Genomic DNA, 25,997 nt, shown 5'->3' with positions numbered 1-25,997 from the left:
GATGGCGAAACAGGTGGTCACGATGGCGAAACAGGTGGTCACGATGGCGAAACAGGTGGTCACGATGCCGCGAAACAGGTGGTCACGATGCCGCGAAACGGGTGGTCACGATCGCGCGAAATTCGCAACGCGAGCGCATCGCGTGCGAGCCGTCGGGCTTGCCGAAGCTCCGTTCGAAGTCGTAACGAACGCTCTCGTAGATCCGAATGGCGTCCGGATCACGCAGGATCGCGTCGGGCCGCTTGGCCTCGCTGGCGCGATTGTGGAGCGTCCATAACATCGTCTCCGGGATGCCGGTCAGGTTCACGGGTGCGCGCTCGGTCATGGTGTCATCCCCCCCAGACCCCGAGGTCCGGAAGCCTACGACCAAGCTCTACCCTGCCTAGATGAACTTGACAATGAAAATCGTTTTCAACTACGGTTGGGATCTTGCTGGGGCGGGCAGCCGCCCCGGGACCCCTAGATCCAGAGCTGCACCTGGAAGGTCAGCTTGTGGTTTGTCCCGGCCGCGTAGCCGTCGGCCGTCTTCGCGTCGGTGCGGAGCCACATGTAACGCAGGCCCATCTTGAGGTGGTTGCCCACGACGTAGCCGTTGAGCAGCCCCTCGACGCTCCGCTCGGTGTCTGGCTTCGACGTGTCCGGATCCATCACGCCTGCACGCGCGGCGATCTCGAAGCGCTTCGGCACCACGAAATACCCCGCCTGTGCATATCCCCCGAACCCCTGGATTCGCTTGCCCTCGTCCGGCTGCACCTGCCGCGCGTATGCCTCGGCGAGGAACGTGAACCGATCCCACGCAATGAAGACATCGGCGCCCGCGGTGAGGCGCGTCTCGGCCGGCAGGGCCACGGTCGTCTGCGCGCCCGTCGCGGGGTCCGTCTGCTGCTTCGTGGGGTGCGCGCGATCGGCGATGCCATTGACGCCGATGGAGAGCCCGAACGGAACGGCGCCGCGCAAGGAAGGCGTCTCGTCGTACGGCATGGCGCGGACCGGGTTCACCGCGAGGCGGCCGATGCCCATCACGGACGTGTCGTCGTTGCCGCCCTTGTCGATGCCGTTTCCATTGAATGCGCCCGCGTAATACTCCAGGCGCCCCTTGCCGGTCGAGCCGAAGAGCATCATGCCGGTGTCGCGTCCTGCCCTGAATTTCTCGTTCACGCGCGAGAAGTCGGGGAACTGGAGGATCGGGACGGGCGTGAAGAACGCGCGGCTGAACGGAGTCAAAAATTGGCCCACCTTGATGCCGAGCTCCGGCATCGGCTGCCACGCGATTTCGAGGTCGAGCAGCTTTGGCGTGGCCGTGGCGAGCTCGGGCTGCACGAAAAAGCGGACCTGATCGTGGAACGCGCGGGCCCGGATGTACGGGCGCACGACGGCGACGTTGAAGCCGTCGCTCGCGAGACCGTCGCTGTTCGAGATGGCGTCGAATCGCATCTGGCTGAGCACGCCCGCGTCGAGGACGAATTTGTCCTGCTCGGTGCGGAATCCGAGCCCGTCCGCGAGCGAGGCGTGGAAGACGAAGGTGTCGCTCTTCGCAGGCGCGTCGGCGCGGGCGGCGGGGAGCGCAAACGAAGAGGCCATGGCGAGCGAAGCGAGTCCGCTCGCGAGCGCGCGAATGCGATGAGACACGATACCTCCAGCGGTCCGCAGCGCGGACGTACCAGGACGAACGATCGCGCCGCCAAACCCGGGTCGACGCGGAGCACGAGCCGAAGGCGTCGCGCGGCGAGGCGCGGCGTCCGGGGCTCGGAAGGCTATCTTTCAATCAATGGGGCGCTGGGATGTTCCCCGGCGCTGAAAACGTTCAATCGCGGCTGGCCGTCAACACGAATTGCTCGCGGAGGGCGGCTTTTTTCGATTCGTGACGGACGTGAATCTCGTACCGGCCCGGATGCGCGACGGCCACGCGCAAGGGCACGCCCTTGCCATTGTGGTGCGTGAATTTGTGCACGCAGAGCGTCTCGGCACACTGCCGTTCGAGCTTCACGTCGCTCTCCGACGGGAGCTCCACGCGCACGTGCGTGGGCACCTCGAGGTGCACGAGGGCCGGCAAATCGTCGTGGTGGTGCGTTTGCAGGTAAAGCTCTGTCCAGGCGTGCCCCGCCTCCGGCAAGGCGACCGCGCGCTCCTCGACCCGCACGACCTCGGAGCCCTGCGAGCGCACCTGACCCCAGATGCCATACGCGAGCGCCGCCGCGAGGGCCATCGCGGGCGCGATCCGCACGAACGCCGAGCCCCCGTTCTGGCGGGGTTTGGCCGGGACATCCTTGCTCGTGCGACGCTCGGAGGCCGAGCGCTCGGGCAAGCTGGCGAACGCGCGATCGACGAGCGATTGCGGCGGCTTTACCTGGCGGAGCGCGCGGATCTCCTCCTCCAAACTTTCGGGGAGCGGGGGCAGGTCTTTCGAATTCATGTCGACTCCTCCTCCTCCCTCGTCGGCGCTTCGGACTTCGCCGCCACGAGCTTTTCATAAGCCGCGCGCAGACGCACGCGTCCGCGGGCATGTCGGCTCTTCACCGTCCCTTTGGGGACGCCGAGGATCTCGGCCACCCGATCGTATCCGAGCTCCTCGATGTCGCAGAGGACCACCACCGTGCGGAACTCCTCCGGCAACGTCTGCAAGCACGCGAGGAGCTGGCCCGCGTGCTCGTTCTGGATCACCAGCGCCTCCGGGCTCTTCCGCTCGTCCTCGGCTCCGAATCCGAACGCCGAAGCACAAGCATCGACGAATTGCTCGAAGAGCCCGCGCCGCCGCGCCTCGGTGCGCCGCGCCTCCAGGTGCTCGTGCCGGGCAATGCCGCAAATCCAGACCACGAGGTCGCTCCGGCCCTCGAACGAGGCTGCGTTCGCGTAGGCCTTGATGAGCGTGTTCTGGAAGAGGTCGTCGGCGCGGTCGCGGTCCCCCGAGAGGGCGAGGCAAAAGCGATAGAGCCGTGGCAGGACCGGGCGAACCGCCGCCTCGAACTGCGCGCGGCCTTCCCCGAGGGACGTGGAGTGCGGAGAGGCCATGGAGAAACCGTCGAGCGTGGGCGACGACGGGGCCACTCTAGCGTAGCCGAGACGCGGGGCCACCCCTGGCAAGCGGAAGAACGATCCTCCCGCGGAGAACGCCGTTGATTCGGTGGTGGCGCGCATGTCCGGAGTGGGACGGAACGACCTCGGCCTGGGTTCCCGGGCGAGCACGGCGGGGACCGAGATCACGGGTGCCCAGCGACGACGGAGGGGACCGGGCGCGCGAGGGCCTCGGCGCTCGGGCCCACGACCGCGAGCAGAGGGCGCGGATAAAGGCCGACCACGAGGACGAGAATGGCCAGACAGCCGACGACGCCCCATTCGAGCGGACGGAGGTCCTTCATCGCGGCGACGCGCGGGCGCGTGACGGGGCCGAGGAAGACCTGCTCGAAGACACGGAGGACGTACGCCGCGCCGAGGATCGTGCCGAGGAGCGCGAGCCCGAGCCGCGGGAGGCTTGTCTCGTACGCCGAGAGCAAGACGAGGTGCTCGCCGGGGAAGCCGCTCGTGCCGGGGACGCCGATGCCGGCGAGGCTCAAGAGCAAGAACATCACGGCCGCGCGCGGCGCTTTTTGCGCGACGCCGCCGAGCGCCGAGACTTCGGACGAACCCACGCGGCTCTGGAGGAAGCCGGTCAGGAAAAACAGCCCCGTGGCGGACAAACCGAGGTTCAGCATCGCGAGCACCGCGCCCGTGAGGCCTTCGGCCTTGCCCGACGAGATGCCGAGCAGGACGATGCCCACGTGGCTCAGGCACGCGAACGAGAGCATGCGCCGGAGGTTTGGCTGGACGAGCGCGACGAGCGCGCCGTACACGATGCCCGTGGCGCCGACGGCGCCGAGCAGCCACGCATAGTGCGCCGTGGCCTCGGGCAGGAGCGGCACGAGGAAGCGGAGGACGCCGTAGCTGCCGAGCTTGAGGCCGGTCAAGAGCACGCCGATCCCCACGGGGCATTCGCGCAGCATCGTGGGCATCCAGGTGTGGAGCGGGACGAAGGGGCCCTTCACGGCGAAGCCGGTCAGCATCGTGAAGAAGACGATGGGCCCGATCGCGGCCGGGACCGGCCTCGCGCGGAGGACGAGCCAGTCGAACGTGTACGGATCGGCCGGGCTTTGGCGGCCCGCGACCGCGAGCAAGACGATGCCGAGCAGGAGCGGCCCGGAGGCGGCGAGCATCGTGAGCACGAACTTCGTCGCCGCATACCGGCGCTCGGGGCCCACGCCCCAGAGGCTCACGAGGAAATAGATGGGGACGAGCGACGCCTCCCAGAACACGAAGAAGAGGACGAGGTCGAGGGACGAATAGATGCCCACGACGATCGCGGAGAGCGCGAGGAGGGACGCGCAAAAGCCGCGGGCGCGGGTCTTCACGTCGTGCCACGAGGCGACGAGCACGAGCACCGTGAGCATCGAGGCGACGGGCAAAAAGAGCACGCTCATGCCATCGACGCCGACGTGATAACTCGCGCCGAGCGTGGGCATCCATGCGCGCCGCTCGGCGAATTGCACGTCGGGCGTCCCAGGCGTGAACCGCGCGAGCACGAAGAGCGAGAGGAAGAGCTCGATCAGGGCGCCGGTGAGCGCTGTCCATCGCGCGCGTTTCTCGTCGCCGATCGCGAGGACGAGGATCGCCCAGGCGAGGGGGAGGAAGATCAACGTGGAGAGGACGGGAAAACCGACCTGATCTGCGGCGAAGATCTCGCGAATTTGCACGACGAACGCCTCCCGAGCGCCCTTACGGGGCGCCCTCCCCGTGCATCACGAGGGACGAATGCGGTTTGGCGTGCTCGAGCCGCGTGGACATGGCGCGGACCGAGCCGTCCACGACCTCGAGCAGGGGGTGAGAAAAGAGCCCGAGGCCCACGATGAGCGCGCCGACCGCGCCGGCAATGACGAGCTCGCGCGGGCCGAGGTCCCGGACGCTCTTGCCGCGCGTCGATTTCGCCTCGGTCGCGGGCGAGCCCGGCGCGGAGGCGGCGGAGGCGAGGAAGGCGCGCTGGAAATAACGCAGCAGATAGGCGGCCCCGAGCAAGCTGCCGAGGCCGACCGCGATGGCCATGATGCCGTGCCGCGCGCCGAGCGCGCCCACGACGACGAGGTGCTCGGCCTCGAAGCCGCTCGTCCCCGGCATTCCAATCGTCGAGAGGCCGACGAGCAGGAACGTGAACGAGAGCAGAGGCGCGTGGTGCGAGAGCCGCGCGGCGCGCTCGATCTCGGTCGAGCCGAGGCGCCGGTGCAAGAAGCCCGCGACGAAATAAAGCCCGGCCGCGCTGAGCCCGACGTTCAGCGTGACGAGCAAGGCGCCCGAGAGCCCCTCCACGTTGAGCGCCGAGAGACCCACGAGCACGGCGCCCGTGTGCGCGAGGCAAGCGAACGCGACGAGGCGGCGCAGGTTTGTCTGGACGAGCGCGAGGAGGGCGCCGTACAGCATGCCGACGACGCCGAGGATGGCCAGAATGGAACCGTGTCGGTGCGCGGCGACGGGCAGGAGCGGTACCACGAAGCGCAAGAGGCCATAGACGCCGAGCTTCGCGCCGACGAGGAAGACGCTGACGCCCACGACCGGGCCCTCGGCCATGACGGGCGGCAGCCAGCCGTGGAAGGGGAAGAGCGGGATGCGGACGGCGAAGCCGAGGACGAAGAGCCAGAACGCGAGGGATTGCGCTTTCGCCGGCGCGGGCATGTCGACGAGCGCATCGAGGGAGAATCGACCGCCGGTGGCGCGGCCGAGGACGAGCGCGCCGGCGAGGACGAGCAGGACGCCCATCGCATTGAGCGCCGCATAACGACGCGCTGCCGCGTGCCTTCCCGGCCCCGTGCCCCAGCTCCGCACGAGCAGCGTGCCCGGCACGAGCTCGAGCGCGGCGAACGCCCAGAAGAGCAGGAGATCGAGCGCGACGAACGCGCCCATGAGCGTCGCCTGGAGGCAAAAGATGGCGGCGAGGTAATGGCCAGGTCGCTCTTTCGAAGCGACCTGCGCGTGCAGGATGACGAGCAGCGCGAGCAGCGCGGTCAGCGGCAAAAAGAGGACGCTGATCCCGTCGACGCCGACGTGATAGGCGAAGGTGCCGAAGAGCGGGACACGCTCGACGAGCTGGAGCGCGGAGGTGTGCCGCTCGAACCGGGCGACGACGAGCACGGCGAGGACGAGCTCGAGCGCGGCGCCGCCGAGGCCGATGGAATAGACGTGGCGCGCATGTTTCAGAGAACGGACGAATGCCGCGGTGAGGAGCGGCACGAGGATGAGCGCGCTCAGGACCGGGAAGGGCAAGGCCGAGGCGTAGGGGATTTCGTTCATGATCAAACGGCCCAGCGGACGACGACGAAGAGCGAGAGGACGACGAGCGCCCCGACGACGACAGGCCTTTCGAGCAGCGCCTCGACGTGATCGAGGGTGCGCCCGAGGAGGTCGCCGGTGATCGGGATGCCGCGGCCGATCGCGCGCCGGACGATGTGTTTCTCGATGAGGTTCGCGAGCGCCGCCGCGTATTGGACGATCCGGCCCGCGATGCCCCGGCCCCGGGCGAAATCGTCCTCGGCGCCGGGCGCGGGCGGAGGTTCGTCCCCGTGCGCCATCGCCGCGCCGCTCGTGGTTTGGCGTTCGAGGGCCACACGTACGGCCGCAAAAGGATCGGCGTCGTCGATCTCGCCGGCGAGGACCTTTTCCTGGAAGGTCGCGAGCGGCGCGGGCGCGTCCTCGGGCGAGAGCGGGCGGCCGAAGGCGCGATCGAGGAGCGAGCCATCCAGGTGATCGAGCGCGCGGCCGAGCCGGAGAATGGGCGCGAGGAGGAGGCGCTCGTACAGGGGTTCGAGCCAGAAGCGCGCGAGCGCCGTGACGTAAAGGCCCCGCAGGCGCGTCGGCAAAATGCCCGGTCGCTCGGGCGCGGCGCGGTGGAAATAAAGCGCCGTCGCCCAGCCCGCGACGAGCAGGCACCCGAGCAGGAGCATGAGGCCAAAGGCCCAGAAGGGATGCGCGGCGCGGCCAAGTCCACCCCGCACGAGCAAGGGGTCGAGGACGAGGTGAAAAAGGCCGTGCGGCCGTCCGCCGGGCGCGAGGCCGAGCGAGAGGCTGACGGCGCCGACGACCGCGGGGGCGATCCACGCGGGGCCGAATTCGACGAACGAGGAGACGGTCTTCCACTCGGCGCCATTTCCTGCATTCGCGAGGCCCCGCTGCGCGAACCGGAGGAGATAATGGCCGCCGCAGAAGAGCGCCATGCCGGCGCCCGCCGCGGAGAGGAACGCGCCGGGCGAGAGGGGTGCGTCCGGGCCTGCCCATATCTCGGTGAGGAAGGGCAAGGCGAGGACGCCGAGCAGGCCCGCGAGCAAGAGCCAGAAGGCCGGCTCGACCTCGCCCGCGACGGGGCGCTCTTCGCGGGACGGCTCGTCGCGCGTGACGAGGAGCAGGGTGCTCGGCGCCGTGAGGAACTGCGCGCCGCGGAGGAGCGCATGCGCAAAGAGGTGAAACAGCGCAATGCCGCGGGCCCCGAGCCCGACCGCGAGGAACATGAGCCCGAGCTGGCTCACCGTCGAGAAGATGAGGCCGCTCTTCACGTCCGTCTGCACGAGGCTGACGAGCCCGCCATACAGCGCAGTCGCCGCGCCCATCGCGGCCATGGCGCGGAGCACGTCGGGCGCGTGCACGAGCACGGGGTTCATGCGCAAGACGAGGAAGAGGCCCGCCGTGACCATGACGGCGCCGTAAAAGAGCGCGCTCGAAGGCGTCGGGCCTTCCATGGCGCGCGAGATCCACGGCGAGAACGGGAGCTGCGCGGATTTCGCGGCCGCCGCGACGAGGAGGCAGAACCCGAGCGCCGAGAGCGCCCCATGGTTCGTGGTTTCCGCGGCGCGGAACAGCGACGCATAGCGGACCGTGCCGAGCTCGTGCCAGGCGATGAAGATCGCGCAGAGGAACGCCGCGTCGCCGATGCGGTTCGTTACGAACCCGTACGTCGCGGCCCGCGCCGGTGCTTTGCGATCGTAATGATATCCGATGAGCAGGTACGACGCGAGCCCCGCGCCCTCCCAGCCCACGAACGTCATCACGAGGTTACCGCCGAGCACGAGCAGGAGCATGGCGGCGAGGAAGAAGCACATCACCGCGAAGAACCGGGGAAAGCCGGCCTCGCGGTGCATGTAGTTCGTCGAGAACTTGAGGACGAGCGCGCCGAAGCCGGTGACGAGCAGCGCGAGCGACGCCGAGAGCGGATCGAGCAGGAACTCGAGCGGCGCCTGATACGCGCGGGTCTCGATCCAGGGCGCGAGGAAGATCGTCGCGGGGGCGGCGCCGAGCGTGGAGCGCACGAGGAGCGCGCCGGCGCCGAGGAAGGAGAGCAAGGTCGCGCCGAGCGCGAGCCGGCTCGTCGTGCGCTCGCGGAGCGGGCGTCCGCCGAGGGCGCAGAGGCCGATGAGGATCGCCGCGACGAGCGGCAGCAGCGGAATCAGAACGGCGAGACGTTCAAGCATGGGCCGCCTGTCCACGCGCGGGGGGTTCGTCCGGGCGAATGAACGCCGGGGGGAGGAAGTCGAGCGTACCCGAATACCAGGCCGCGGAGGCCTTCACCGTCTTCACGGGGAGGTCCTGCGGCTCCCACGGGATGAAGCCCTTTCCAGGCTGGAACGACATGCATACGCCCGTCTCCGGATCCATCGCGATGAGGTGGACCCACGCGTTGCCCACGAGCTCGCGGATGGCCGGCTGCTTTTCGTAGATCTTGCCGAGGATCTCGGTCTTCGCCACGACGAGCATCTGGAGTCGCATCGGCTCGTGGATCTCGATCATCTGCCGGGGCAAACCCGTGCGCAGATCCCCCGATGCGCCTTCCATCACGCCGATGAGCCCCGCGACGTTGTGGGGGACCTTCGTCCCGCAGCCGTACGTCGTGTTGTCGACCGTGGAGAAATAGTATTCGAGGTTGATGCCCGCGCCGACGGGGCCGGCGGCGAGCAGGGTGCCTTCGAGGATCGTGCCCTCGGGGTCGATGGACGGATCGTACGAGATCAAAAAAGATCGGCGGTCGAGGAAGACGCCCTGCGAGATCGATCGAGGTCCGATGACCGCGAATGCGATCGTCGCGTGGCCGAGCTCAGGGCGCGCCTGCGAGAGGTCCGCCGTGCGGCCGACCACGTGCCGGAGCGCGCGGGCCGGGGTGGGGTTTTTCGGGGCCGATTCGAACTTGCGGCACCGCTCGTGCGCCGAGCGCTCCCGGGCGCGTTGAAGCACGCCGCGGAGCTTTTCCACGGCGGGGCGGACGTCGTGGGGGACGTCGCCGAGGTCGAAATAAAGGATCTCGTCCGTCGCGGTGTTGTGCTCGGTTCCCAGGAACCACGTGTCGTCCGGGATGTCGATGCCCCGCTCCCGCACAAGGGCGCGGACCTCGGAATCGTTCGCCATGCGCGCGAAGACACGGGCATTCGGGCCGCCGTGCTTGCCGCCGCACGCGCCGCAGTCGTACGCGGAGAGGTGCGGGTTGTTGCGGCTCTCGGAGCCGTGGCCGGAGAGCATGACGACCGGCGCGAAGTCGCGGACGAGGCCGATGTTTCGGAGGAGCGCCGCCACCCGATCCGCCTGCTCGGTGAGGGTGAAGTGGGTCTTCTGGAGCGAACCTTGTTTCGGCGCCGAACCTTTTTCGCGTTCCCGATCGAGCGGCACCTCGGTCTCGACGGCGGGGAGCACGGCGTCCTTCGCGCGGCGCGACATGCGATCGAACGCGCGCGGGAAGAGCAGCCGTCCGAGGACGGGGAAGAGCGAGAAGAACCCGAGGATGTCGATGACGAAATAGGACGAGACGGGATTGCGGGTGACCTCGCGGATGACGTCGCGGAGCGCCGCGAGGGCGCGCGTGCGGAGCGAGCGCGAGGCCCACGCGTGCATCGCCTCGGGGCGCGGGACCTCGCAGAGCTGCGCTGCGGGCGTCGCGACGATCGGACAAAGCGGCACGGCCTCGCGCGCGCCAAGCGCCTCGTACGCGATCGCCACGCCGAAGAAGCCCGCGACGCCGAAGGTCTCGTACGAGGGCCGCATCTCCTCGATGTGCCGGCGGATGGACTCCTCGCGGTCGTCCATGCAGAAGACGATCTGCGCCTCGCGCCGGCCCGCATACGGTTTGTGATCGCGGACGTTTTTGGTGAGCGCTTCGAGCACGCCGTCGCGGTAATGGATCTCGTAGGCACACTGCCAGAGCGGCGTGAGGGTGTCGGGGTCGCACGCGTCGAGCGCCGCGAGCAGACGCGTGGCGCCTTCGAGCGAGGTCGCGCGGAGCTCGCCCGGGGAGATGCCGAGGTGCTGCGCGAGCAAGAAGAGGCGGAATGCGTGATGCCGCGCGGAATGCCCGCCGTTCACGTGTTCGGCGCTTTGCTTCAGATCAAAGACCATGTCGGCGAGGCGGAGGAGGGCCCCCTCGTCGCTGGCCGCGGCGCCCGCGGAGCGCGCCTCGAACAAGGCGCGCGCGCGCTCGGCGAGGAAATCGGGCAGCTCGCCGAGGAAGAGCGCATGCCGGACGAGCAGCTCCGGCAGGTGGTTCGAGAAATAATGGCGGAAGGCGTCGACGTCGCCGTCGTGCCCGAAGGCGCGCAAGGACGCGCGCCGCACGAAGAGCACCTCGTAGAAGAGGCGGACCGCGAGGAACTGGAGGAGGTCGATCGGGTGCGCCCGTTGCGCCGGGTAATCGGGGTGGGTCTCGCGCCAGTGCACCATGCCCGCGAGCCCGGGCAAACCCACGCAGATGCGGCGGAGATACGGCCCCCAGTGCAGCTCGGGCACGCCGAGGCGTTCGAGGCTCTGGAGGATCGCGTCGACGGCGAGCGGCGGCAGCTCCCGCAGCGCGTCGCGGGCCCCCGGCAAATCTTCGAGCTCGAAGAATCGGTCGTGCTCGGCCATCTTGCGGAAAGCATCGTAAAAGCCGAGCGAGCGGCCCGCGACGTGCCAGGCCGCGAGGCCCTCGTCGAGGAAGGCCATCGTCACGCGCATGATCTGCGGGTGAATCTTCTCGTGGATGTCCTCGCCCGTGAGCGCGAGGAGCAAATCGCGGTGGCACGTCTCGGGGCCGACCTTGCCGATGTGCTCCTCCCATCGGCGCGCGGCGTGCTCCATCATCTGCCGGCGAGGATCACGCGTGGTGAGCTCGGCAATCAGGCTCTCGCTCGACGGCGGGCCGCCGAACGCGGATTCGAGCGCCCGGAGCGCCTCGAATCCACGCCGTCGCAGGTGATCGGGGCCGAGGTCGTGGACGACGGTGAGGCAGAGGCGGGCGATTTCGCTGGTGGCTGCGCCGGCGTGTGGACCGAGCGCGCCGTCCCGCTCTTCGAGGTGCGCGCGGACGGTGTCGCGGACGCGCGCGGCGAGTTCGGCGTCGAGCGGAATGGCCGGGCCGCCCCAGGCTTCGAGGTGCTCGATGCGCTCGAAGAGCGCCTCGATTCGCGCGCCCACGGGCTCCTCGGGCGTGAGGTTCTCGGCGTGGATCGGCGAGAAGGGATCGGACAAACCAAAGCTCGCGAGGCTCGCGCGGAGCAAGGAGAGGACGGCGAGGCCCTCGGGATCACGCCGCATTCGCTCGGCGATCGCGGGGAGCGTGCCCTCGACGCCGAAATGCGCGAGCAGCACCCGGCGCACCTTGCGGACCTCGGCTTCGAGCCAGCGCTCGGGGCGGTTTTTCGCGGGACCGGAGGCGAGTTTGTCGCGGACGAGGTCGAGGTAGCCGGCCCGCGCGTCCTCGGGGATGCCGAGCGTTTCGAGCGCGCGGGGGATGGCGTCGGGATCGGCGCTTTCGTCCGTCGAGCCGTCGAGGCAAGCCTCTTCGAGCACGGCCGCGGGGACGGGCGTGGCGAGGAGATCGGCGAGCAGATCGGCGACGGTGAAATCGCGGCCGACACGCGCGAGCGCGGCCTCGAACTCACGTTTCGCCGCGGCGAGCAGGTGCCCGCGGGCGTCCGCGGAGAGCTCGGGCCGAAGCACGGAAAAAACCTTCGGCCCGAAGCGTGGCTCGGCGCCCTCGCCGGGTTCGAGCGGGTCGAGGCCGTGGAGCAAGGCGAGGCGCTCGACGTCGCGCGTGGTGACCGTTCGATTGCCGATCCGGAGAAGAGGCTCGGGCTCGGTCGCGCCATTCCGCTCGTGGCGCGCGCGTTCGAGGTCCTCGTCGGTGATCCGGCCGATGGCGTAGAGCCGTCGATACTCGTCGAGCGGCAGGTATCCGCGCCCGCCGAGCACGCGGCGCGCCTCTACGACGGCTTGCTCGAAATGCAGGTGCTGGAAGCCGTGGAGCGTGTTGTGGTGGATGAACGTCTCGATCGGCCCCTGTCCGGGCAGGACGTGGGCGATGTGGTGGATCTCGTGTTCGAGGTGTTTCCTCGATTCGACCGAGATGCCGCGCGGGACGGCGGAAGGCATTGCGCGCATACGAGACTCATCCGTGGAAGAGCGTCGCCATGTGCGAGACCGTGGCGGCGACGAGGTCGAGGGCGGCGCGCGGGGCGACGCCGAGCGCGACGATGAGGAGCCCGAGCGGCGCGGCAGCGACGAGCTCCCGCGGTTCGAGGTCCCGGAGGTGTTTCCAGCGGGGATTCAAGGGGCCGAAGAAGAGGCGGCCGATGGCGCGCATCGAATATCCGGCCGTGATGAGGACGCCGATGGTCGCGATTCCAGCAAAATATTCGTACCGCTGGAACGTGCCGACGAGCGTGGACAGCTCGCTGACGAACCCGGCGAGCCCGGGCAAACCCATCGAGCCGAGGAGCGCGAGGGAGAGCGCGACGAAGAAGCGTGGCGTGACGCTCGCGAGGCCGCCGTACTGGCGCACGTCGCGGGTCTTCGTGCGGCGCTCGAGCGCGCCGACGAGGAGGAAGAGCGCAGCGCTGGAGACGCCGTGCGTGCACATCTGCATCGTGGCGCCCGTGAGGCCGGCGTCGTTCAGCGAGGAGACGCCGATCAAGACGAAGCCCATGTGGCTCATCGAGCCATAGGCCACCATGGTCTTGAGGTCGGGCTGGCGGAACGCGAGGAGCGCGCCGTAGACGATATTGACGAGGCCGAGCAGGAAGAGGAGCGGCACGAGCGACTCCGCGCCGGCGGGCAAGAGCGCCGTGAGGCGGAGCAGGCCGTACGCGCCCATCTTCGCGAGCACGGCCGAAAAGACCATGCTGACGGGCGGCTCGGATTCGACGTAGGCGAGCGGGAGCCATCCGTGCAGGGGGAAGACGGGGATCTTCACCGCGAGGCCCGCGAAGAGGCCGAGGAAGAGCAGGACCTGCGTCGCGCGGCCGAGGCCGGCGCTCGCGTTCTGCATTTCGACCATCCCGAAGCCGTGCTTCGGCACCGAGAGGTGCAGCGCGAGGATGGCGACCAGCATGAGGACGGAGCCGGCGAGCGTGTACAGGAAGAAGCTCATGCTCGCGGCCGAGCGGTTTTTCCCGCCCCACACGCTGACCAGGAAAAACAAGGGGACGAGGGTGAGCTCCCAGAAGACGTAAAAGAGCGACCACGAGAGCGAGGTGAAGACGCCGAGGACCGCGAATTCGAGGAGCAGAAACCAGGCGAAATACCCCTTCACGCGGTGCGTGCCGTGGAGCGACGCGATGAGCGCGACCAGCATCACGAGCGTCGTGAGGAGCACCATGGGGAAGGAGATCCCGTCGACGCCCAGCGCGGCGGCGCCATCGGCATCCGGCGACCACGGGAATGGTGCGACGAACTGGAGCGCGGACGTCGTTCGGTCGAACGACGGGACGAGGCTCCACGACGCGATGAATGCCAGCGCCGCGTGGAAGAGGGCGACGCCTTTGATCCACCGGACGTTCCCGGGCGGGAGCAGAATGACGAGGATCGCGCCGAGCAAGGGCGGGAAAATCGTCAGGAGAAGGCTCGGCATAAATCAATGCTCACCGCAGGGACGAATCGTCCCTACGCGTGCTGCTTCTTGCTTACGTCGTGGGACGGGACGAGCCGCGAGTTGGTTCCCGGGAACCTGCCCGTGGCCTCGATCCGTCTTGTGGATCGGATCGCACGATCGACGTCGTGGGGAACGGAATCACGACGTCCGTGACCGATCCGCAAAGGGTTTTATGGACAAGCCGGACCAGAGCGCCGGTGTGCCCACGGGCGCGCCTTCCATCCGGAACGACCTCGTCGCCGGATTTCTCGTCTTTCTCATCGCTTTGCCGCTTTGCCTGGGCATCGCCATGGCCAGCGGTTTTCCGCCCGTGGCAGGCATCATCACGGCCGTCATCGGCGGCGTGGTCGCCACCTGGATAGGCAGCGCAGCGCTCACCATCAAAGGGCCGGCCGCGGGTCTCATCGTCATCGCGCTCGGCGCCGTGACGGAGCTCGGGAGCGGAAATGGCTCGGTCGGGTATCGCCGCGCGCTCGCGACGATCGTGGTCGCCGCCGTGCTTCAGATCGGGTTTGCCCTCGCGCGCGCCGGGGCGCTCGGTGATTTCTTTCCGTCGTCCGTGGTGCACGGGATGCTCGCGGCGATCGGCATCATCATCTGCTCGAAGCAGGTCCACGTAGCGCTCGGCGTGATGCCCGAGGCCAAGGAGCCGCTGCACCTGCTCTTCGAGATCCCGCGCAGCGTAGGCCGCCTGAACCCGGAGATCGCGATCATCGGCGGCGTGAGCCTCGCGATCCTCTTCGCGTTCCCGGTGCTCGCGAAGCGGTTTTCGTTCCTCAAGAAGATCCCGGCACCGCTCTTCGTGCTCGCGGTCGCGGTGCCGCTCGCGCACGTGTTCGACCTCGAGCACGAGCACACGTACACCTTCTCGATCAACCACCACGACTACAAGATCGGGCCGAACTTCCTGGTGAACCTCCCGGGAAACGTGCTCGCGGCGGTGACGACGCCGGATTTCAGCGCGGTGCTCTCGGGGACGTCGCTCAAGTACATCGTGATGTTCGCGCTCGTCGGCAGCATCGAGAGCTTGCTCAGCGCCAAGGCCGTCGACGCGCTGGATCCGGAGAAGCGCCGCTCGGACCTCGACAAGGACCTGCTCGCGACGGGCGTCGGCAACCTGGTCGCGGGCCTCATCGGCGGCCTGCCCATGATCTCGGAGATCGTGCGCAGCTCGGCGAACATCGGCTACGGCGCGCGGTCGAAGTTATCGAACTTCTTCCACGGGCTGTTCTTGCTGCTCTTCGTGGCGTTCTTGCCCGGCCTCATCCACCGCATCCCGCTCGCGGCGCTCGCAGCGATGCTGATCTACACGGGCACGCGCCTCGCTTCCCCCCACGAGTTCGTCAAGACGTTCCGCATCGGCCGCGAGCAGCTCCTCGTGTTCGTGTCGACGACGGTCGTGACAATCGCGACCGACCTGCTCGTCGGCGTGGCGGCTGGCATCGTGATCAAGATGGTCGTGCACGTGGTGAACGGGGCGCCCATCAAGAGCCTGTTCCGGCCCGACATCGAGGAGCGTTTGGTCGGGGAGCGCGTCGTGCTCCGGATCCGGCACGCCGCGGTGTTCAGCAACTACCTCTCGATCAAGGGGCGGCTCGCGAAACACGAGGCGAAGCACGTGGTCGTCGACTTCGACCATGCCCGCCTCGTGGATCACACCGTGATGGAGAAGCTCCACGAGCTCCGAGGTGAGTTCGAGCGGAGCGGGCGCACGCTGGAGCTGATCGGCCTCGATCGGCACCGCAGCCTGTCGGAGCACCCTCTCGCGGCGCGGCGGAAGGCCGTGCTGGAGCGCGCCGGCTCGACGCCCTGAGCTCGCCTCGTTGGACCTGAAAACGAAACGTCCCCCTTCCCGGAGCGCTCCGGGGAGGGGGACGTCGTGGTTTCGAAGCGAGGGCCGGGGATGCCCGGCCCGCTTCGATTTCAGCCGCCGGCGGCGCGCATCGGGGGCTTGAGGGGCAGCGGCAGCGGCGCCATGGGGCCCGGCGTCGAGGGCGCGGCCTTCGGCGCGGCTTCGCCGTCGAGCGCGGCGAGGGCCATCATGCAGCGGTCCATCCCGTGGTCGAGGGCGGCTTCGCGCTGGAAGACCTTCGACAGCTTCACGAGCTTCAGCGAGGTCTGCTTGCCGAAGTCGATCTCACGCTCGAGGAAGGCCTCGAACGAGCCGTAGCCCTTCGCCTGGTAGAGCTGCTGCTCCTGGATCTCGGCGAGGACCAGGCCGATGTCGAAGAAGCCCTTCTCCATGCGCTTGCGCAGGGTGCGGATCTTCGTGGTCTGGTTGTGGAGCTCGGCGATCTTCGCCTTGATCGCGTCGGCGCCTTCCGGCACGCGGATCGTGGCGCGCGCGCTGCCCGGCGGGGCAGGCTCGGCGGCCCGGGCCCGCGCCTCGGCGGCGTGTTTGGCCGCGTGGCGAGCGGCCCACGGCGCGGCTCCCCGCAGACCGAGCTTGCGCTTCGAGCCCTTGGCGTCGTCGTCCTTTTCCCGGGCTTTCGTCCCGGACTTCGGGGCGTCGCCGCTCGCGCGCGAGCTCGAATTTTTCTTCGCGGAGCGTTTCTCCGAGCTCTTCGTCTTTGTCGATTTCGCCATGTCGCTGCGTCCCGCTTCTGCGATAATCCCCGTCCCACGCGTATCGCCACGCGAACTGGGGCGCGCCGTACGGTTCGAGCCGGACGGCTGTCAAGTGCACGTGAAGGCTATACGCCCGTCGCCTTACCAAAATTTGAGCCAGTCCGTCCAGAAACTTCGGACGTATGGTCAGTTTGTGTCCGGGCAGGCGGACGGACAAGGCTAGATCTGGCGCCCCACGGGCGGAGGGGCCAGGCGGGGAAGAGGGCGCATTCGTGCTAGATCCGCCGCCCATGGCCTCTCGCACCGACGTGCCCCTGCCCGCTGGAACGGACCTCGAGGCAGCCTCCTCCAGGCCCTCGGAGGCGGCCCGGTCCGGCGGGCCGGCCCTGCCGCGCATCGCCGTGGTGGTCAACGGCAACGCCAAGAGCGTCACGGCCGAGGTGATCGAGACGCTCGATCAGATCCTCGACAGCGGCGATCTCTTCGTGTCGCGCAGCGTCGAGGAGAGCGAAGGCATCGCGCGGATCCTCGTCGATCGCGGCTACGGGACGATCCTCACGGGCGGCGGAGACGGGACGTTCACGTCGGTCGTCACGGCCGTCGTGAACGAGGCGAAGCGGAGGAGCGCGCCGATCCCGCGCTTCGGCCTGCTGCGGCTCGGCACGGGCAACTCGCTCGCGTGGGTGCTCGGCGCGAGCGGCGCGGGCGAAAAAGGCTCGGGCGGGTTCCGCGGGCTCGCGGTGGATCTCTCGCGCCTGCGCGCCGACGCGGGGAGCCGCTGGCTGCGCCTCGTCGAGGCCGAGGGCGTGCTCTCGCCGTTCTGCGGCTTCGGCATCGATGCGGAGATGCTCAAGGACTACACGCGGGTGAAGGGGCTGCTCGCGCGCGGCCCGCTGAAGCGGATCGCGCCGGGCATGGTGTCCTACGCGATCGCGGCGACGACGAAGACGCTGCCGAGCTACTTCGTGCGCCGCACGCCGCACTGCCGGGTGATCAACACGGGCAGCGACGCCGTGCGCGTGGGGGAGAAGGGCTCGATCCTCGGGGCGCCGATCCGCAAGGGCGGCGTGATCTACGAGGGACCGGCGAAGCTCGCGTGTGTCGCGACGATCCCGTACTACGGCTTCGGCTTGCGCATGTTCCCGTACGCCGAGGATCGACCGGATCGCATGCAGCTCCGGGTGACGAACCTTTCGCCCGTGGCCTTCGTGTCGAACTTCCAGACGATCTGGCGCGGCGAGTACGAGGACCTCGAGAGCACGTTCGATTTCTTCGTCGACGACATCACGATCGAGATGGACCCGCCGACGGCGTTCCAGATCGGCGGCGACGTGCGGGGCGATCGCAAGAGCATCCGGGTTCGTCTGACCGAACCGATCCGCATCGTCGATTTTTACGCGCCGCCGCGGGGCTAGCGGGCGCGGCGAGCTTGTTCGCGGCGCTCGCGCGGGTCACGCTCGGCGGATGGACTGGAAGCTCTTCGCCTCGACGTTCGCCGCCATCTTCCTCGCGGAGATGGGCGACAAGACGCAGATCGCGACGCTCTCGCTGGCCGGCAGCAGCTCGTCGCGCTGGGTGGTCTTCGCGGCCTCGGCGCTCGCGCTGGTCTCGACGAGCGCAGTCGCTGTGCTGCTCGGGGAGGTCGTGAGCCGCCACGTGCCGCCGGTCTGGGTCAAGCGCGCGGCGGGGCTCGTGTTCGTGGTGCTCGGCGTGATCTATCTGGTGGGCGCGAAGGAGGAGCCGGGGGCTCGTTCGGGCGAGCCCCCGTCGGCGCGTGATCAGTCGTAGTACTCGTTGCCGAGGTGGGTGATGAGGTCCTCGCCCATCATCCAGCGCATCGTGTTCTTGAGCTTCATCGACTGGATGAAGAGGTCGTGCTCCGGATAGAGGTTCGGCGCGGTCATCGGGCTCTTGAAGTAGAAGCTCAGCCACTCCTGTGTGCCCGAGAAGCCCGCGCGCGAGGCGAGGTCCATGAGCAGCGCGAGGTCGAGCACGATGGGCGCGGCGAGGATCGAGTCGCGGCAGAGGAAGTTCACCTTGATCTGCATCGGATAGCCGAGCCATCCGAAGAGATCGATGTTGTCCCAGCCCTCCTTTGCGTCGCCGCGCGGCGGGTAAAACTCGATGCGGACCTTGTGGTAGAGCTTGCCGTACAGCTCCTTGTACATATGCGGCTGCAGGATGTACTCGAGGACGCCGAGCTTCGAGACTTCCTTGGACTTGAAACTATCGGGGTCGTCGAGCACCTCGCCGTCGCGGTTGCCGAGGATGTTCGTGGAGAACCAGCCCGAGAGGCCGAGCATGCGCGCCTTGAGGCCGGGCGCGATGATGGTCTTCATGAGCGTCTGGCCGGTCTTGAAGTCCTTGCCGGCGATGGGCACCTCGAGCTTCTTCGCGAGGTCCCACGCGGCGGGGAAGTCCACGGTCAGGTTCGGTGCGCCGTTCGCGTAGGGCACGCGCTCCTTGAGGCAAGCCCAGGCGTAGATCTGCGAGTTCGAGATGCCCGGATCGTTTCGCGCGAGGCCGGCCTCGAACGCGTCGATCGACGCATGCACGTCGCCCGGCGGGAAGTAGACCTCGGTCGAGCCGCACCACACGGCGACGGCGCGCGAGCAGCCCTTGGTCTTCAGGAACGTGCGGATGTCGTCGCGCACCTGCTCGACCATGTCGGCCTTCGTGGCGCCCGTCTTGACGTGCGGGCCGTGCAGGCGCTTGACGTACTCCGGATAGAAGACCGCCTTCATCGGCGTGACCTGCGAGAGCTCGTCGCGCACCTGATCGAGGTGGCGTTGCTCGAGGACCTCGGCGTGTTGCGCGGATTCGTACGCGGTGTCCGGGAAGAGGTCCCAGCCGCCGAACTCGAGCTGATCGAGCGACGCGAGCGGCAAGAACTCGCGGATGAGGGGCGAGCGGTTGTCCGTGCGCTTGCCGAGCCGGATGGTCCCGAGCTGCGTCAGCGATCCGATCGGCAACGCCAGATTCTTGCGGGCCAACATCACGCCGGCGATCGTCGTCGTCGCCACCGCACCGAGCCCCGGCAGGAGCACGCCGAGCTTGCCCTCTGCCTTCGTGATTTCTTTCGGCTGCTTCACTCCCGCTCCTCCGTATGTCCCGTCGATCGCCCCGGGGGGGCATGTCTAGGCCAACGCCGCATGACACTCAAGCGGCGCTTGCAAACGTCGACCCACGGAGCATGACGTGCCGCGCGGCGTGTGCACGGCGTCTGCGCGATCCCCGCGGGGACACGAACGACCACGGCGCGTGGGGTCTGACCCGAACGGGGTGGGCACGGCGCAGGTCACGTCGCGGACGCGGGATCGTACGGCTCGGATCGGCTGACCGCGCGCCCCACGACGCTCGCTCGCGCGATGACGCGAACGTTCGCCGCGGGGTCTGGCAACGACGTCAGGCTGTCGCGCCACGCGCACGCCTCACCTTGCTCGTGTGCATGCGCGTGCATGTGCGCGTAACGAGGTTGCTGCGAAGTTTCAGCGCGATTTTCTGGAGCCACGCGCGTGAGGTGCGAACGCGCGGTAGCGGCGCCGCTGGCCTCCGGCTTGCTTCGAATGGAGATGCGTCTCCGTCGTGTCGCACGCCGATCCCCATCGGATGCGCGGTCATGATGGCGCTCGGCTCCGCGCGTCGGAATCGGGCGGGTGTTGCGCTTTTGCAACACTGTGAGGCGCCGGAACACCGCGTTTTGAAAGCGGCCCGAAGGGAATTGTTTCGCAGGTAGAAGGCGTGCTACGAGGGGCGCCTTCGGATTGGGCAACGCACCTTCCATGCTTGAAAAACGAACGATGGAGCGGGCGATCGTGCTCGCGGCAGGTACCGGCTCTCGTCTCGTGAGCGGCGAGATCGCACCGAAGCCCCTCAAGCCGGTCGCCGGGGTTCCGCTTCTGGTTCGCATCCTCCGCACGCTGCGCGCCGAGGGGATCCGCGAGGTCGTGGTGGTCACGGGCTACAAGGAAGAGCTCATTCGCCGCGCGCTCGGCGAGAGCTCCCTCGGCCTGTCGATCTCGTTCGTGAGCAACACGCAGTACGAGCGCAAGAACGGCGTGTCGCTGCTCGCCGCGCGTGAGCACGTCATCCCGGGGACGCTGCTCACGATGGCCGATCACCTGTACGCGCCGGCGATTGTGCGTCGGCTCGCCGCGCTCGACCTGCCGAGCCGCGCTGCCGCGCTCGCCGTCGATTACGACATCCCGCGCTGCTTCGACCTCGATGACGCCACGAAGGTGCGCGTCGAGCGCGGGCGCATCGTGGACATCGGCAAGGAGATCGCGGCGTACGACGCGCTCGACACGGGCGTGTTCCGCATCGGCCCCTCGCTCGTCGAAGCGCTGGATCGCGTGTACGCGGCGAAGGGAGATTGTTCGCTCTCGGAGGGCGTGCGCGCGCTCGCCGACGAGGGGATGTTTTTCGCGTGCGACGCGGGCGACGCGCGGTGGATCGACGTCGACACGCCGGCCGCGCTGGAGCAGGCCGAGGCCCTTTTGCGCATGTTCGGCGACGGGCTCGATCGCGACACGTATCCGCGTCCCTCGGATCGCGTGGCGCCGGTGAGCCGCTCGTGGGCCGCGGGCTATCAGCCTGCTTCGCCCGCGGACGCCGAGTAAAACCCGTTCAGCGATTCAGGGGGCGGAGGCCCGTGCGCGCCAGGAACGCGGCGCACGCGGGCACGGCCGTCCCCGGGCCGCCCGTGCCGCTCGTGAGATCCCGGGCGAAACGATCGAGAGCCTCGGGCGTATCGATCTCGTAGGTCGGCTTGAGGAGCTGCGTCTCCAGCCCGAGCTCCGCGGCGCGTTTCGTCGCGCGTTCGAGCACGCCGGGCGACGTCCAGTCGACGCCGTCGAAGAGCGCGGGCTCGGGTTGTGTCGTGCCGAGGAGGTAAAGGCCGCCCGGCCCCGTCGGCCCGAGCAGCAGGCGCTTTCGCTTGGCGGCGAGCCAGAGCAGGCCTTCGAAGATCTCGTCGAGCGGCATGAACGGCGCGTCGGTCGTGACGATCACCGCGGCCTCGGCGCCCGACGTGAAGAGGTGCGCGAGCCCGTGGCCGAGACGCTGTTCCACGCTCGTCGTGCCGGCCGAGACGACGTGTTGCCATCGTCCGGGCATGAGCTTTTGCAGCGCTGCGCTCTCCTCGTCGGACACGCTGAGCACCGCGCGATACGCCATCGGCAGGATGGCCAGCATGTTCAACGCGTCGCCGAGGAGCGCCGACGCGAATTCCGCTGCGGCCTCCGGGGAGAGCGGTGGAGAGAGGCGAGGCTTCGCCGTCCCCGCGATCGGAGCACGAGCGAGGACGCCGAGCGCGAGCCTCTGCGGGCGAACGGTGGGGCGGGCGCGATGGTCGGCCACGCCTCGTCGTACCACGAGTTTCGTGTCCTTGGCCAAGCGAGAGGAGGTCGATTCGAGGGCGGCCCCCGAGTGCGGCCTTTCTTTGTCCTGGCCTCGATTGCGTCGCGGCGGATCCTCTGAAACCATGAGCGTGTCGGCTCGGCGCCCGCGGTCATGGGGGGCAGGGGCGCCGGGAGGCCCGCGGCAGGGTGTCCCCGCCGGTGAGGAGGTAGCCGTGTCCATATCGACCATCCTCGACGTCGCGATCGGGATCTCCTTTGTCTTCATGCTGCTCAGCGTGATCGCTTCGGCCGTCACGGAGGCGATCTCCGGCTTCCTGTCGCTGCGCTCCGTCACGCTGCGGCAAGGCATCGAGCGGCTCCTCAAGGACCGCACGCTGACGGACAAGGTGTATGCGCATCCGCTCATCGACGGTTTGACGAAGGACGACGACAGCGACCCCTCGTACATCCCGTCGGACCTCTTCGCGCGCGCGCTCATCGACGCCGTCGCGGGATGGAAGGACGGCACGGATCAATCGCGGCGCCCGGAGCGCATGGGCCTGCTCCGCGGCATCTTCGCGATCCCGCTCCGCGCGCTTCGAGGCTTCTTTCGCAGGCTCTGGCCGAAGGTCGAGGGCGGAGGCGAGGGCACGACGAAGAGGGCCGCGGCGAGCCTCGACGATTTCAGGAAGCGCCTCGCCGAGGCCAAGGACTTCGAGGAGGACACGCGCGTCGCGCTCACGGCGCTCGTGTCGGACGCGAGCGTCAAGACGCTCGAGGATGCAAGCCAGCAGATCGCTGCCTGGTTCGATCGCGCGATGGACAGCGTCTCCGGCTGGTACAAGCGGACGGCGCACACCCTGATCGCCGTCGTGGGGCTCTTCGCGTCCGTCGCGCTGAACGTGGACACGTTCCTCGTCCTCGACAGCCTCAATCGCGACGCCGTGCTCCGTGAGTCCGTGGCGACGGCGGTCGCCGAGAGCGTGAAGTCGGAGTCGGCCGTGGTGAAGACGGCCGCGGAGGTCACGGCGGAGCAAAAGGCGAACGCGAACGCAAAGCCGTCCGAGGTGTTCGTCGACGAGAAGAAGACCGAGGAGCTCGTGCGCAAGCGTGTCGTCGCGGTGAAGCGGGGCCTCGACGAGCTCACGTTGCCGATGGGCTGGCCCGAGGGGCGTGCGTTCTTCTGCACGCCGACGGCCGAGGTCTCGTGTGATCGACGCTCGGTGCCGGCGACGCTCGGCGGGTTCGGGCGTCGCTTCGGCGGATGGATCTTCACGGCGATCGCGCTCGCGCTCGGCGCGCCGTTCTGGTTCGACCTCCTGAACAAGCTCATCAACCTGCGCGCGGCCGCGCCGACGCCCGAGAAGGCCCGTCCCAAGGAGCGCACGGCCACCGCCGAGCCGCAGCCGCAGCCGTCGGCCAGCGTGGTTACGCCCGTGCGTGAACAAGAGAGCGTACGTCCCGTCGCCACACGGAACAGTGCTCCGCCTCCTCCGCTTTCCTGAACCTCGCGCTTCGCGAGGAGCCGGCTCGACCCACAAAACATGGTACGGTGCGCGTCGTGCGTTCGGTCACGCGCTCGATCCGCATGCGTAGCCTCGTCCGAGCCGGCCTCCTTTCGCTCGGGGTCTCGCTCTCGCTCTTCTCGGGCGGAGCGGCCGACGGGTTCGTCTGGCCCAACGTGCCCGAGCGCATCGCTCGTTCGCTCGCCTCGCCCGACGTCTCCGAGCGGCGCGCCGCGGCGCAGCGGATCGGCGAGCTTCCCTCGGAGCTCGGCGTCCCGCTCGCGCAACGCGCGCTCGGCGATCCGGACGTCGAGGTGCGGCTCGCCGCGGCCGAGGCGGCCATCGCGCTGCGTTTGTCGCGCGCCGGGGACCTCGTCATCGGCTGGCTCGGCGAGGGCGACGCGAGGCTCCGTCTCGCGGCTTGTGACGTCATCCGCTCGTCGCCCACGGATCGAAGTGTCGTGGCGCTCGGCCGCGTGCTCGGGGATCCCGACGCGAAGGTCCGCGTCGCCGCGGCGTCGGCCATGGGCAGCTCGGGTTTGCCCGATGCGGTCTCGCCGCTGCTCGGGCACCTCGACGACAGCGCGCTCGAAGTGCGCGTCGAGGTGGCGCGCGCGCTCGGTAGGCTCGCCGATCCACGCGCTGTCGTCCCGCTGATCGGCAAGGTGCAGGACGCCGTGCCGGAGGTGCGTCGCGCCGTGGCGCGTGCGCTCGGCGAACTCGGCGACGCGCGCGCCACGAGCGCGCTCATGATCGCCCTGCAGGACGGCTCGCAGGACGTACGCGTCGAGGCCGTCACCGCGCTCGGCAAGCTGCGCTCGGACGAGGCCACGGCGGCGATCGCGCCGCTCCTCGAAGCGAACGCGGGGAGCGACGCGGTCCTCGCGCCGACGACCATGCCCGGCGTGAGGCCGGGGCAGGGGAGCGCGGGCGCGGGGGAGGTGCGCGCCGCGGCGCTTCGGGCGCTTGGCCGCATCGGCTCGGAGAGCGCCGTGCGCGCGCTCATCGGCGCGCTCGCGAAGGATGATCCTTCTGCGCCGCGTTCGCCGGTCCGCGAGGCGCTCGTCGCGGCGGGCAAGAGCGCGGCGCCGCAGCTCGTCGCGGTGCTGTCGGGCTCGCCCTCGCCGCCCACGGCGGCGGGCGCGGCGCTCGTGCTCGGCGCGCTCGGCGCGAAGGAGGGGCTCGATCCGACCGTGCGCGCGATGCAGCGGGGCGTCTTGCCGCTCAAGCACGGGCTCCGCGCACTCGCGGTCCTCGGCGCATCGGAGGCGCTCCCGGCGGTGCTCGAGCTTCTCTCGGACGCGGATCCCACCGTGCGACGCGAGGCCATCCGCGCGGCCTCGGAGCTGCTCGATCCGGCGCGGCCCGACGGGCGCGCGGTCGATCCGGCGCGCGCCATGCTGCTCGACGCGGCGACCCCGCCCGACGAGAAGATCGAGCTCGTGCGGCTCCTCGGTCGCACGGGCTCGCCGCGCGCGCACGACGTGCTCTTGCCGCTCGCGACCACGAAATCCCGCTCGTTCCGGCTCGCGGTCCTCGAGGCGCTCGGCGCGTACACGCCCGCGCCGCCGAAGGTCGAGGCCGTGCTGCTCGAAGCGATCGCCGACGACGCGGCGGACGTGCGGCTCGCTGCGGCGGCGTCGATCGCGCGGGCGGGCGGCCCCTCGGCTGCGGCGAAGCTGCTCGAGCGGCTCCAGGTCGCGGCCGAGCAAGATCGCGGGGCGATTGGCCTCGCGCTCGCGGGGGCGCTCTCGCGCGTGACGGATCCGGCGCTCGCAGCGCGTGTCGGCGCGGCCCTCCCGTCGTCGCCCGACGTCGCGCGGGATGCCTTGCTGGAGGGCCTCGGCCGCATGCGCGGCGAGGCGAGCAGCAAGGTCCTGCGCGGGTTCGTCGCGTCTGGCATCGACGATCGGCGCAAGGTCGCCGAGGCGCTCGCGGGGCATCCGGAGGCCGCGTCGGTGCTCGTCCCGCTGCTCGGCGACGCCGATCCCGGCGTACGCGCGAACGCTGCTTGGTCGCTCGGCGCCGTCGGCAAGAAGGACGCCTTGGCGGCGCTCACGCGTGCCGTGACCGATCCCGACGTGGCCGTCGCGGGCAACGCGGCGGGCGCGCTGGGTCGTGTGGCGGCGCGCGAGGGCGCGGCGGCCGACGTGCAGACCTCGCTCTGCCGCGCGGCCGCCGATCCGCGGCCCTACGTGCGTGCCAACGCGGTCGTCTCGCTCGGGCTCGCGGGTGCCTCGTGCGAGGCGGGGCTCGTGGTGGGCCTCCTCCAGCGGGATCGCTCCGAGGCTGTGCGCCTCGCGGCGGCCGAGGCGCTCTGGCGGGACGTCGCGCGGACGCAGACGGGCAAGGAGACCGAGCGTCGCGCGCTCGCGCGATGTGCCGGCGAAGATCGCAACGCCACCGTGGCGAACCGTTGCGCGCGTCCGCCTGTGCGAACCCCTGGCACCGACGACGTCCTCGTGTTCGTCGCGCCCGACGGCAAGGACGAGCCGCTCGCGCGCGCGCCTTACGCGCTCGTGCGGGAGGACGGGCTCCTCCGCATGGGCATCGCGGATCGGCGTGGCGCGTTCTTCGAGTTCCAGGTCCCCAAGGGGACGATCCGGCTCGCGGTCCCGGCGCAGCTCGCGCGGTAGGCGAGCGGCCTCCGCAAAACCGGTTTACAGGACGAACCATTCCGTCGACCCGGCG

At 69.3% G+C, this 25,997-nt stretch carries 17 protein-coding genes and 1 pseudogene; 6 read left to right on the top strand and 12 right to left on the bottom strand.

Annotated elements, in window-relative coordinates:
• Positions 1–130 precede the first annotated feature (130 nt).
• The 9 genes and pseudogenes from QHF89_RS17785 to QHF89_RS17745 all read right to left on the bottom strand — a co-directional run.
• Positions 131–325 (bottom strand): annotated as a pseudogene (locus QHF89_RS17785) (class I SAM-dependent methyltransferase); the annotation flags it as partial.
• Between the two features lie 134 nt (positions 326–459).
• Positions 460–1,629 carry a porin gene (locus tag QHF89_RS17780; protein WP_136969236.1) on the bottom strand — a complete coding sequence of 390 codons (1,170 nt, stop codon included), beginning with the start codon at positions 1,627–1,629 and terminating at the stop codon, positions 460–462.
• A 175-nt stretch (positions 1,630–1,804) separates the two neighbouring features.
• Positions 1,805–2,413, bottom strand: a complete 609-nt coding sequence (locus QHF89_RS17775; RefSeq protein WP_136969237.1) for a hypothetical protein — start codon at positions 2,411–2,413, stop codon at positions 1,805–1,807.
• A complete protein-coding gene (locus QHF89_RS17770) occupies positions 2,410–3,009 on the bottom strand; it encodes an RNA polymerase sigma factor (RefSeq protein ID WP_136969238.1) in 600 nt (199 codons plus the stop codon). Before QHF89_RS17770 ends, QHF89_RS17775 begins: the two co-directional genes overlap by 4 nt.
• 188 nt (positions 3,010–3,197) lie before the next feature.
• Entirely contained in the window at positions 3,198–4,724 is a 1,527-nt protein-coding gene (locus tag QHF89_RS17765) for a complex I subunit 4 family protein (protein WP_136969239.1), read from the bottom strand.
• A gap of 22 nt (positions 4,725–4,746) precedes the next feature.
• Positions 4,747–6,309 (bottom strand): complex I subunit 4 family protein, encoded by a 1,563-nt coding sequence (locus QHF89_RS17760; protein ID WP_284720621.1) that lies wholly within the window; start codon positions 6,307–6,309, stop codon positions 4,747–4,749.
• Positions 6,310–6,311: 2 nt separating this feature from the next.
• Complete coding sequence (locus tag QHF89_RS17755) at positions 6,312–8,477, bottom strand: NADH-quinone oxidoreductase subunit 5 family protein (protein WP_136969240.1); 2,166 nt, start codon at positions 8,475–8,477, stop codon at positions 6,312–6,314.
• The gene (locus QHF89_RS17750; RefSeq protein ID WP_136969241.1) at positions 8,470–12,405 is read right to left on the bottom strand and encodes a putative inorganic carbon transporter subunit DabA; all 3,936 of its coding nucleotides are present in this window, start codon (positions 12,403–12,405) and stop codon (positions 8,470–8,472) included. Before QHF89_RS17750 ends, QHF89_RS17755 begins: the two co-directional genes overlap by 8 nt.
• 7 nt (positions 12,406–12,412) lie before the next feature.
• Positions 12,413–13,873, bottom strand: a complete 1,461-nt coding sequence (locus QHF89_RS17745) for a complex I subunit 4 family protein (RefSeq protein ID WP_136969242.1) — start codon at positions 13,871–13,873, stop codon at positions 12,413–12,415.
• A 193-nt stretch (positions 13,874–14,066) separates the two neighbouring features.
• Here QHF89_RS17745 and QHF89_RS17740 point away from each other — a divergent pair, with 193 nt between their 5' ends.
• Positions 14,067–15,707: a SulP family inorganic anion transporter gene (locus QHF89_RS17740; RefSeq protein ID WP_136969243.1), complete on the top strand. Its 1,641-nt coding sequence runs from the start codon at positions 14,067–14,069 to the stop codon at positions 15,705–15,707.
• A gap of 110 nt (positions 15,708–15,817) precedes the next feature.
• Here QHF89_RS17740 and QHF89_RS17735 read toward each other — a convergent pair whose 3' ends face one another.
• Positions 15,818–16,480, bottom strand: coding sequence for a hypothetical protein (locus QHF89_RS17735; protein WP_136969244.1), 663 nt, complete (start codon positions 16,478–16,480; stop codon positions 15,818–15,820).
• Between the two features lie 272 nt (positions 16,481–16,752).
• On the opposite strand from QHF89_RS17735, the gene QHF89_RS17730 reads away from it, so the two are divergent.
• Positions 16,753–17,877: a diacylglycerol/lipid kinase family protein gene (locus QHF89_RS17730; protein ID WP_232379819.1), complete on the top strand. Its 1,125-nt coding sequence runs from the start codon at positions 16,753–16,755 to the stop codon at positions 17,875–17,877.
• 49 nt (positions 17,878–17,926) lie between these two features.
• Positions 17,927–18,250 (top strand): TMEM165/GDT1 family protein, encoded by a 324-nt coding sequence (locus QHF89_RS17725; protein WP_136969245.1) that lies wholly within the window; start codon positions 17,927–17,929, stop codon positions 18,248–18,250.
• Here QHF89_RS17725 and QHF89_RS17720 read toward each other — a convergent pair.
• Positions 18,241–19,554 carry an inositol-3-phosphate synthase gene (locus QHF89_RS17720; RefSeq protein WP_136969246.1) on the bottom strand — a complete coding sequence of 438 codons (1,314 nt, stop codon included), beginning with the start codon at positions 19,552–19,554 and terminating at the stop codon, positions 18,241–18,243. The genes QHF89_RS17725 and QHF89_RS17720 overlap by 10 nt on opposite strands.
• Before the next feature lie 690 nt (positions 19,555–20,244).
• Between QHF89_RS17720 and QHF89_RS17715 the strand changes: the two genes are divergently transcribed.
• Entirely contained in the window at positions 20,245–21,081 is an 837-nt protein-coding gene (locus QHF89_RS17715) for a phosphocholine cytidylyltransferase family protein (protein WP_136929774.1), read from the top strand.
• A 7-nt stretch (positions 21,082–21,088) separates the two neighbouring features.
• Here the strand turns inward: QHF89_RS17715 and QHF89_RS17710 are convergent, their stop codons facing one another.
• The gene (locus tag QHF89_RS17710; protein WP_284720620.1) at positions 21,089–21,820 is read right to left on the bottom strand and encodes a TIGR04282 family arsenosugar biosynthesis glycosyltransferase; all 732 of its coding nucleotides are present in this window, start codon (positions 21,818–21,820) and stop codon (positions 21,089–21,091) included.
• Between the two features lie 214 nt (positions 21,821–22,034).
• On the opposite strand from QHF89_RS17710, the gene QHF89_RS17705 reads away from it, so the two are divergent.
• Together QHF89_RS17705 and QHF89_RS17700 are read left to right on the top strand one after the other, a co-directional pair.
• Positions 22,035–23,306 carry a hypothetical protein gene (locus tag QHF89_RS17705; RefSeq protein ID WP_284720619.1) on the top strand — a complete coding sequence of 424 codons (1,272 nt, stop codon included), beginning with the start codon at positions 22,035–22,037 and terminating at the stop codon, positions 23,304–23,306.
• Positions 23,307–23,362: 56 nt separating this feature from the next.
• Positions 23,363–25,942: a HEAT repeat domain-containing protein gene (locus QHF89_RS17700; protein ID WP_136969249.1), complete on the top strand. Its 2,580-nt coding sequence runs from the start codon at positions 23,363–23,365 to the stop codon at positions 25,940–25,942.
• Positions 25,943–25,997 lie beyond the last annotated feature (55 nt).

Source organism: Polyangium sorediatum (assembly GCF_029946465.1).
GTDB classification, from domain to species: domain Bacteria; phylum Myxococcota_A; class Polyangia; order Polyangiales; family Polyangiaceae; genus Polyangium; species Polyangium fumosum.
Note: the sequence above shows the minus strand (reverse complement) of the source record. Positions and strands in the feature narration are given on the sequence as shown.

Excerpts from the sequence above, each read along its gene's own strand:
- QHF89_RS17725 (WP_136969245.1), top strand. The coding sequence starts at position 17,927 with ATGGACTGGAAGCTCTTCGCCTCGACGTTCGCCGCCATCTTCCTCGCG.
- QHF89_RS17730 (WP_232379819.1), top strand. The coding sequence starts at position 16,753 with ATGGCCTCTCGCACCGACGTGCCCCTGCCCGCTGGAACGGACCTCGAG.
- QHF89_RS17775 (WP_136969237.1), bottom strand. The coding sequence starts at position 2,413 with ATGAATTCGAAAGACCTGCCCCCGCTCCCCGAAAGTTTGGAGGAGGAG.
- QHF89_RS17750 (WP_136969241.1), bottom strand. The coding sequence starts at position 12,405 with ATGCGCGCAATGCCTTCCGCCGTCCCGCGCGGCATCTCGGTCGAATCG.
- QHF89_RS17755 (WP_136969240.1), bottom strand. The coding sequence starts at position 8,477 with ATGCTTGAACGTCTCGCCGTTCTGATTCCGCTGCTGCCGCTCGTCGCG.
- QHF89_RS17735 (WP_136969244.1), bottom strand. The coding sequence starts at position 16,480 with ATGGCGAAATCGACAAAGACGAAGAGCTCGGAGAAACGCTCCGCGAAG.
- QHF89_RS17760 (WP_284720621.1), bottom strand. The coding sequence starts at position 6,309 with ATGAACGAAATCCCCTACGCCTCGGCCTTGCCCTTCCCGGTCCTGAGC.
- QHF89_RS17715 (WP_136929774.1), top strand. The coding sequence starts at position 20,245 with ATGCTTGAAAAACGAACGATGGAGCGGGCGATCGTGCTCGCGGCAGGT.
- QHF89_RS17740 (WP_136969243.1), top strand. The coding sequence starts at position 14,067 with ATGGACAAGCCGGACCAGAGCGCCGGTGTGCCCACGGGCGCGCCTTCC.
- QHF89_RS17770 (WP_136969238.1), bottom strand. The coding sequence starts at position 3,009 with ATGGCCTCTCCGCACTCCACGTCCCTCGGGGAAGGCCGCGCGCAGTTC.
- QHF89_RS17745 (WP_136969242.1), bottom strand. The coding sequence starts at position 13,873 with ATGCCGAGCCTTCTCCTGACGATTTTCCCGCCCTTGCTCGGCGCGATC.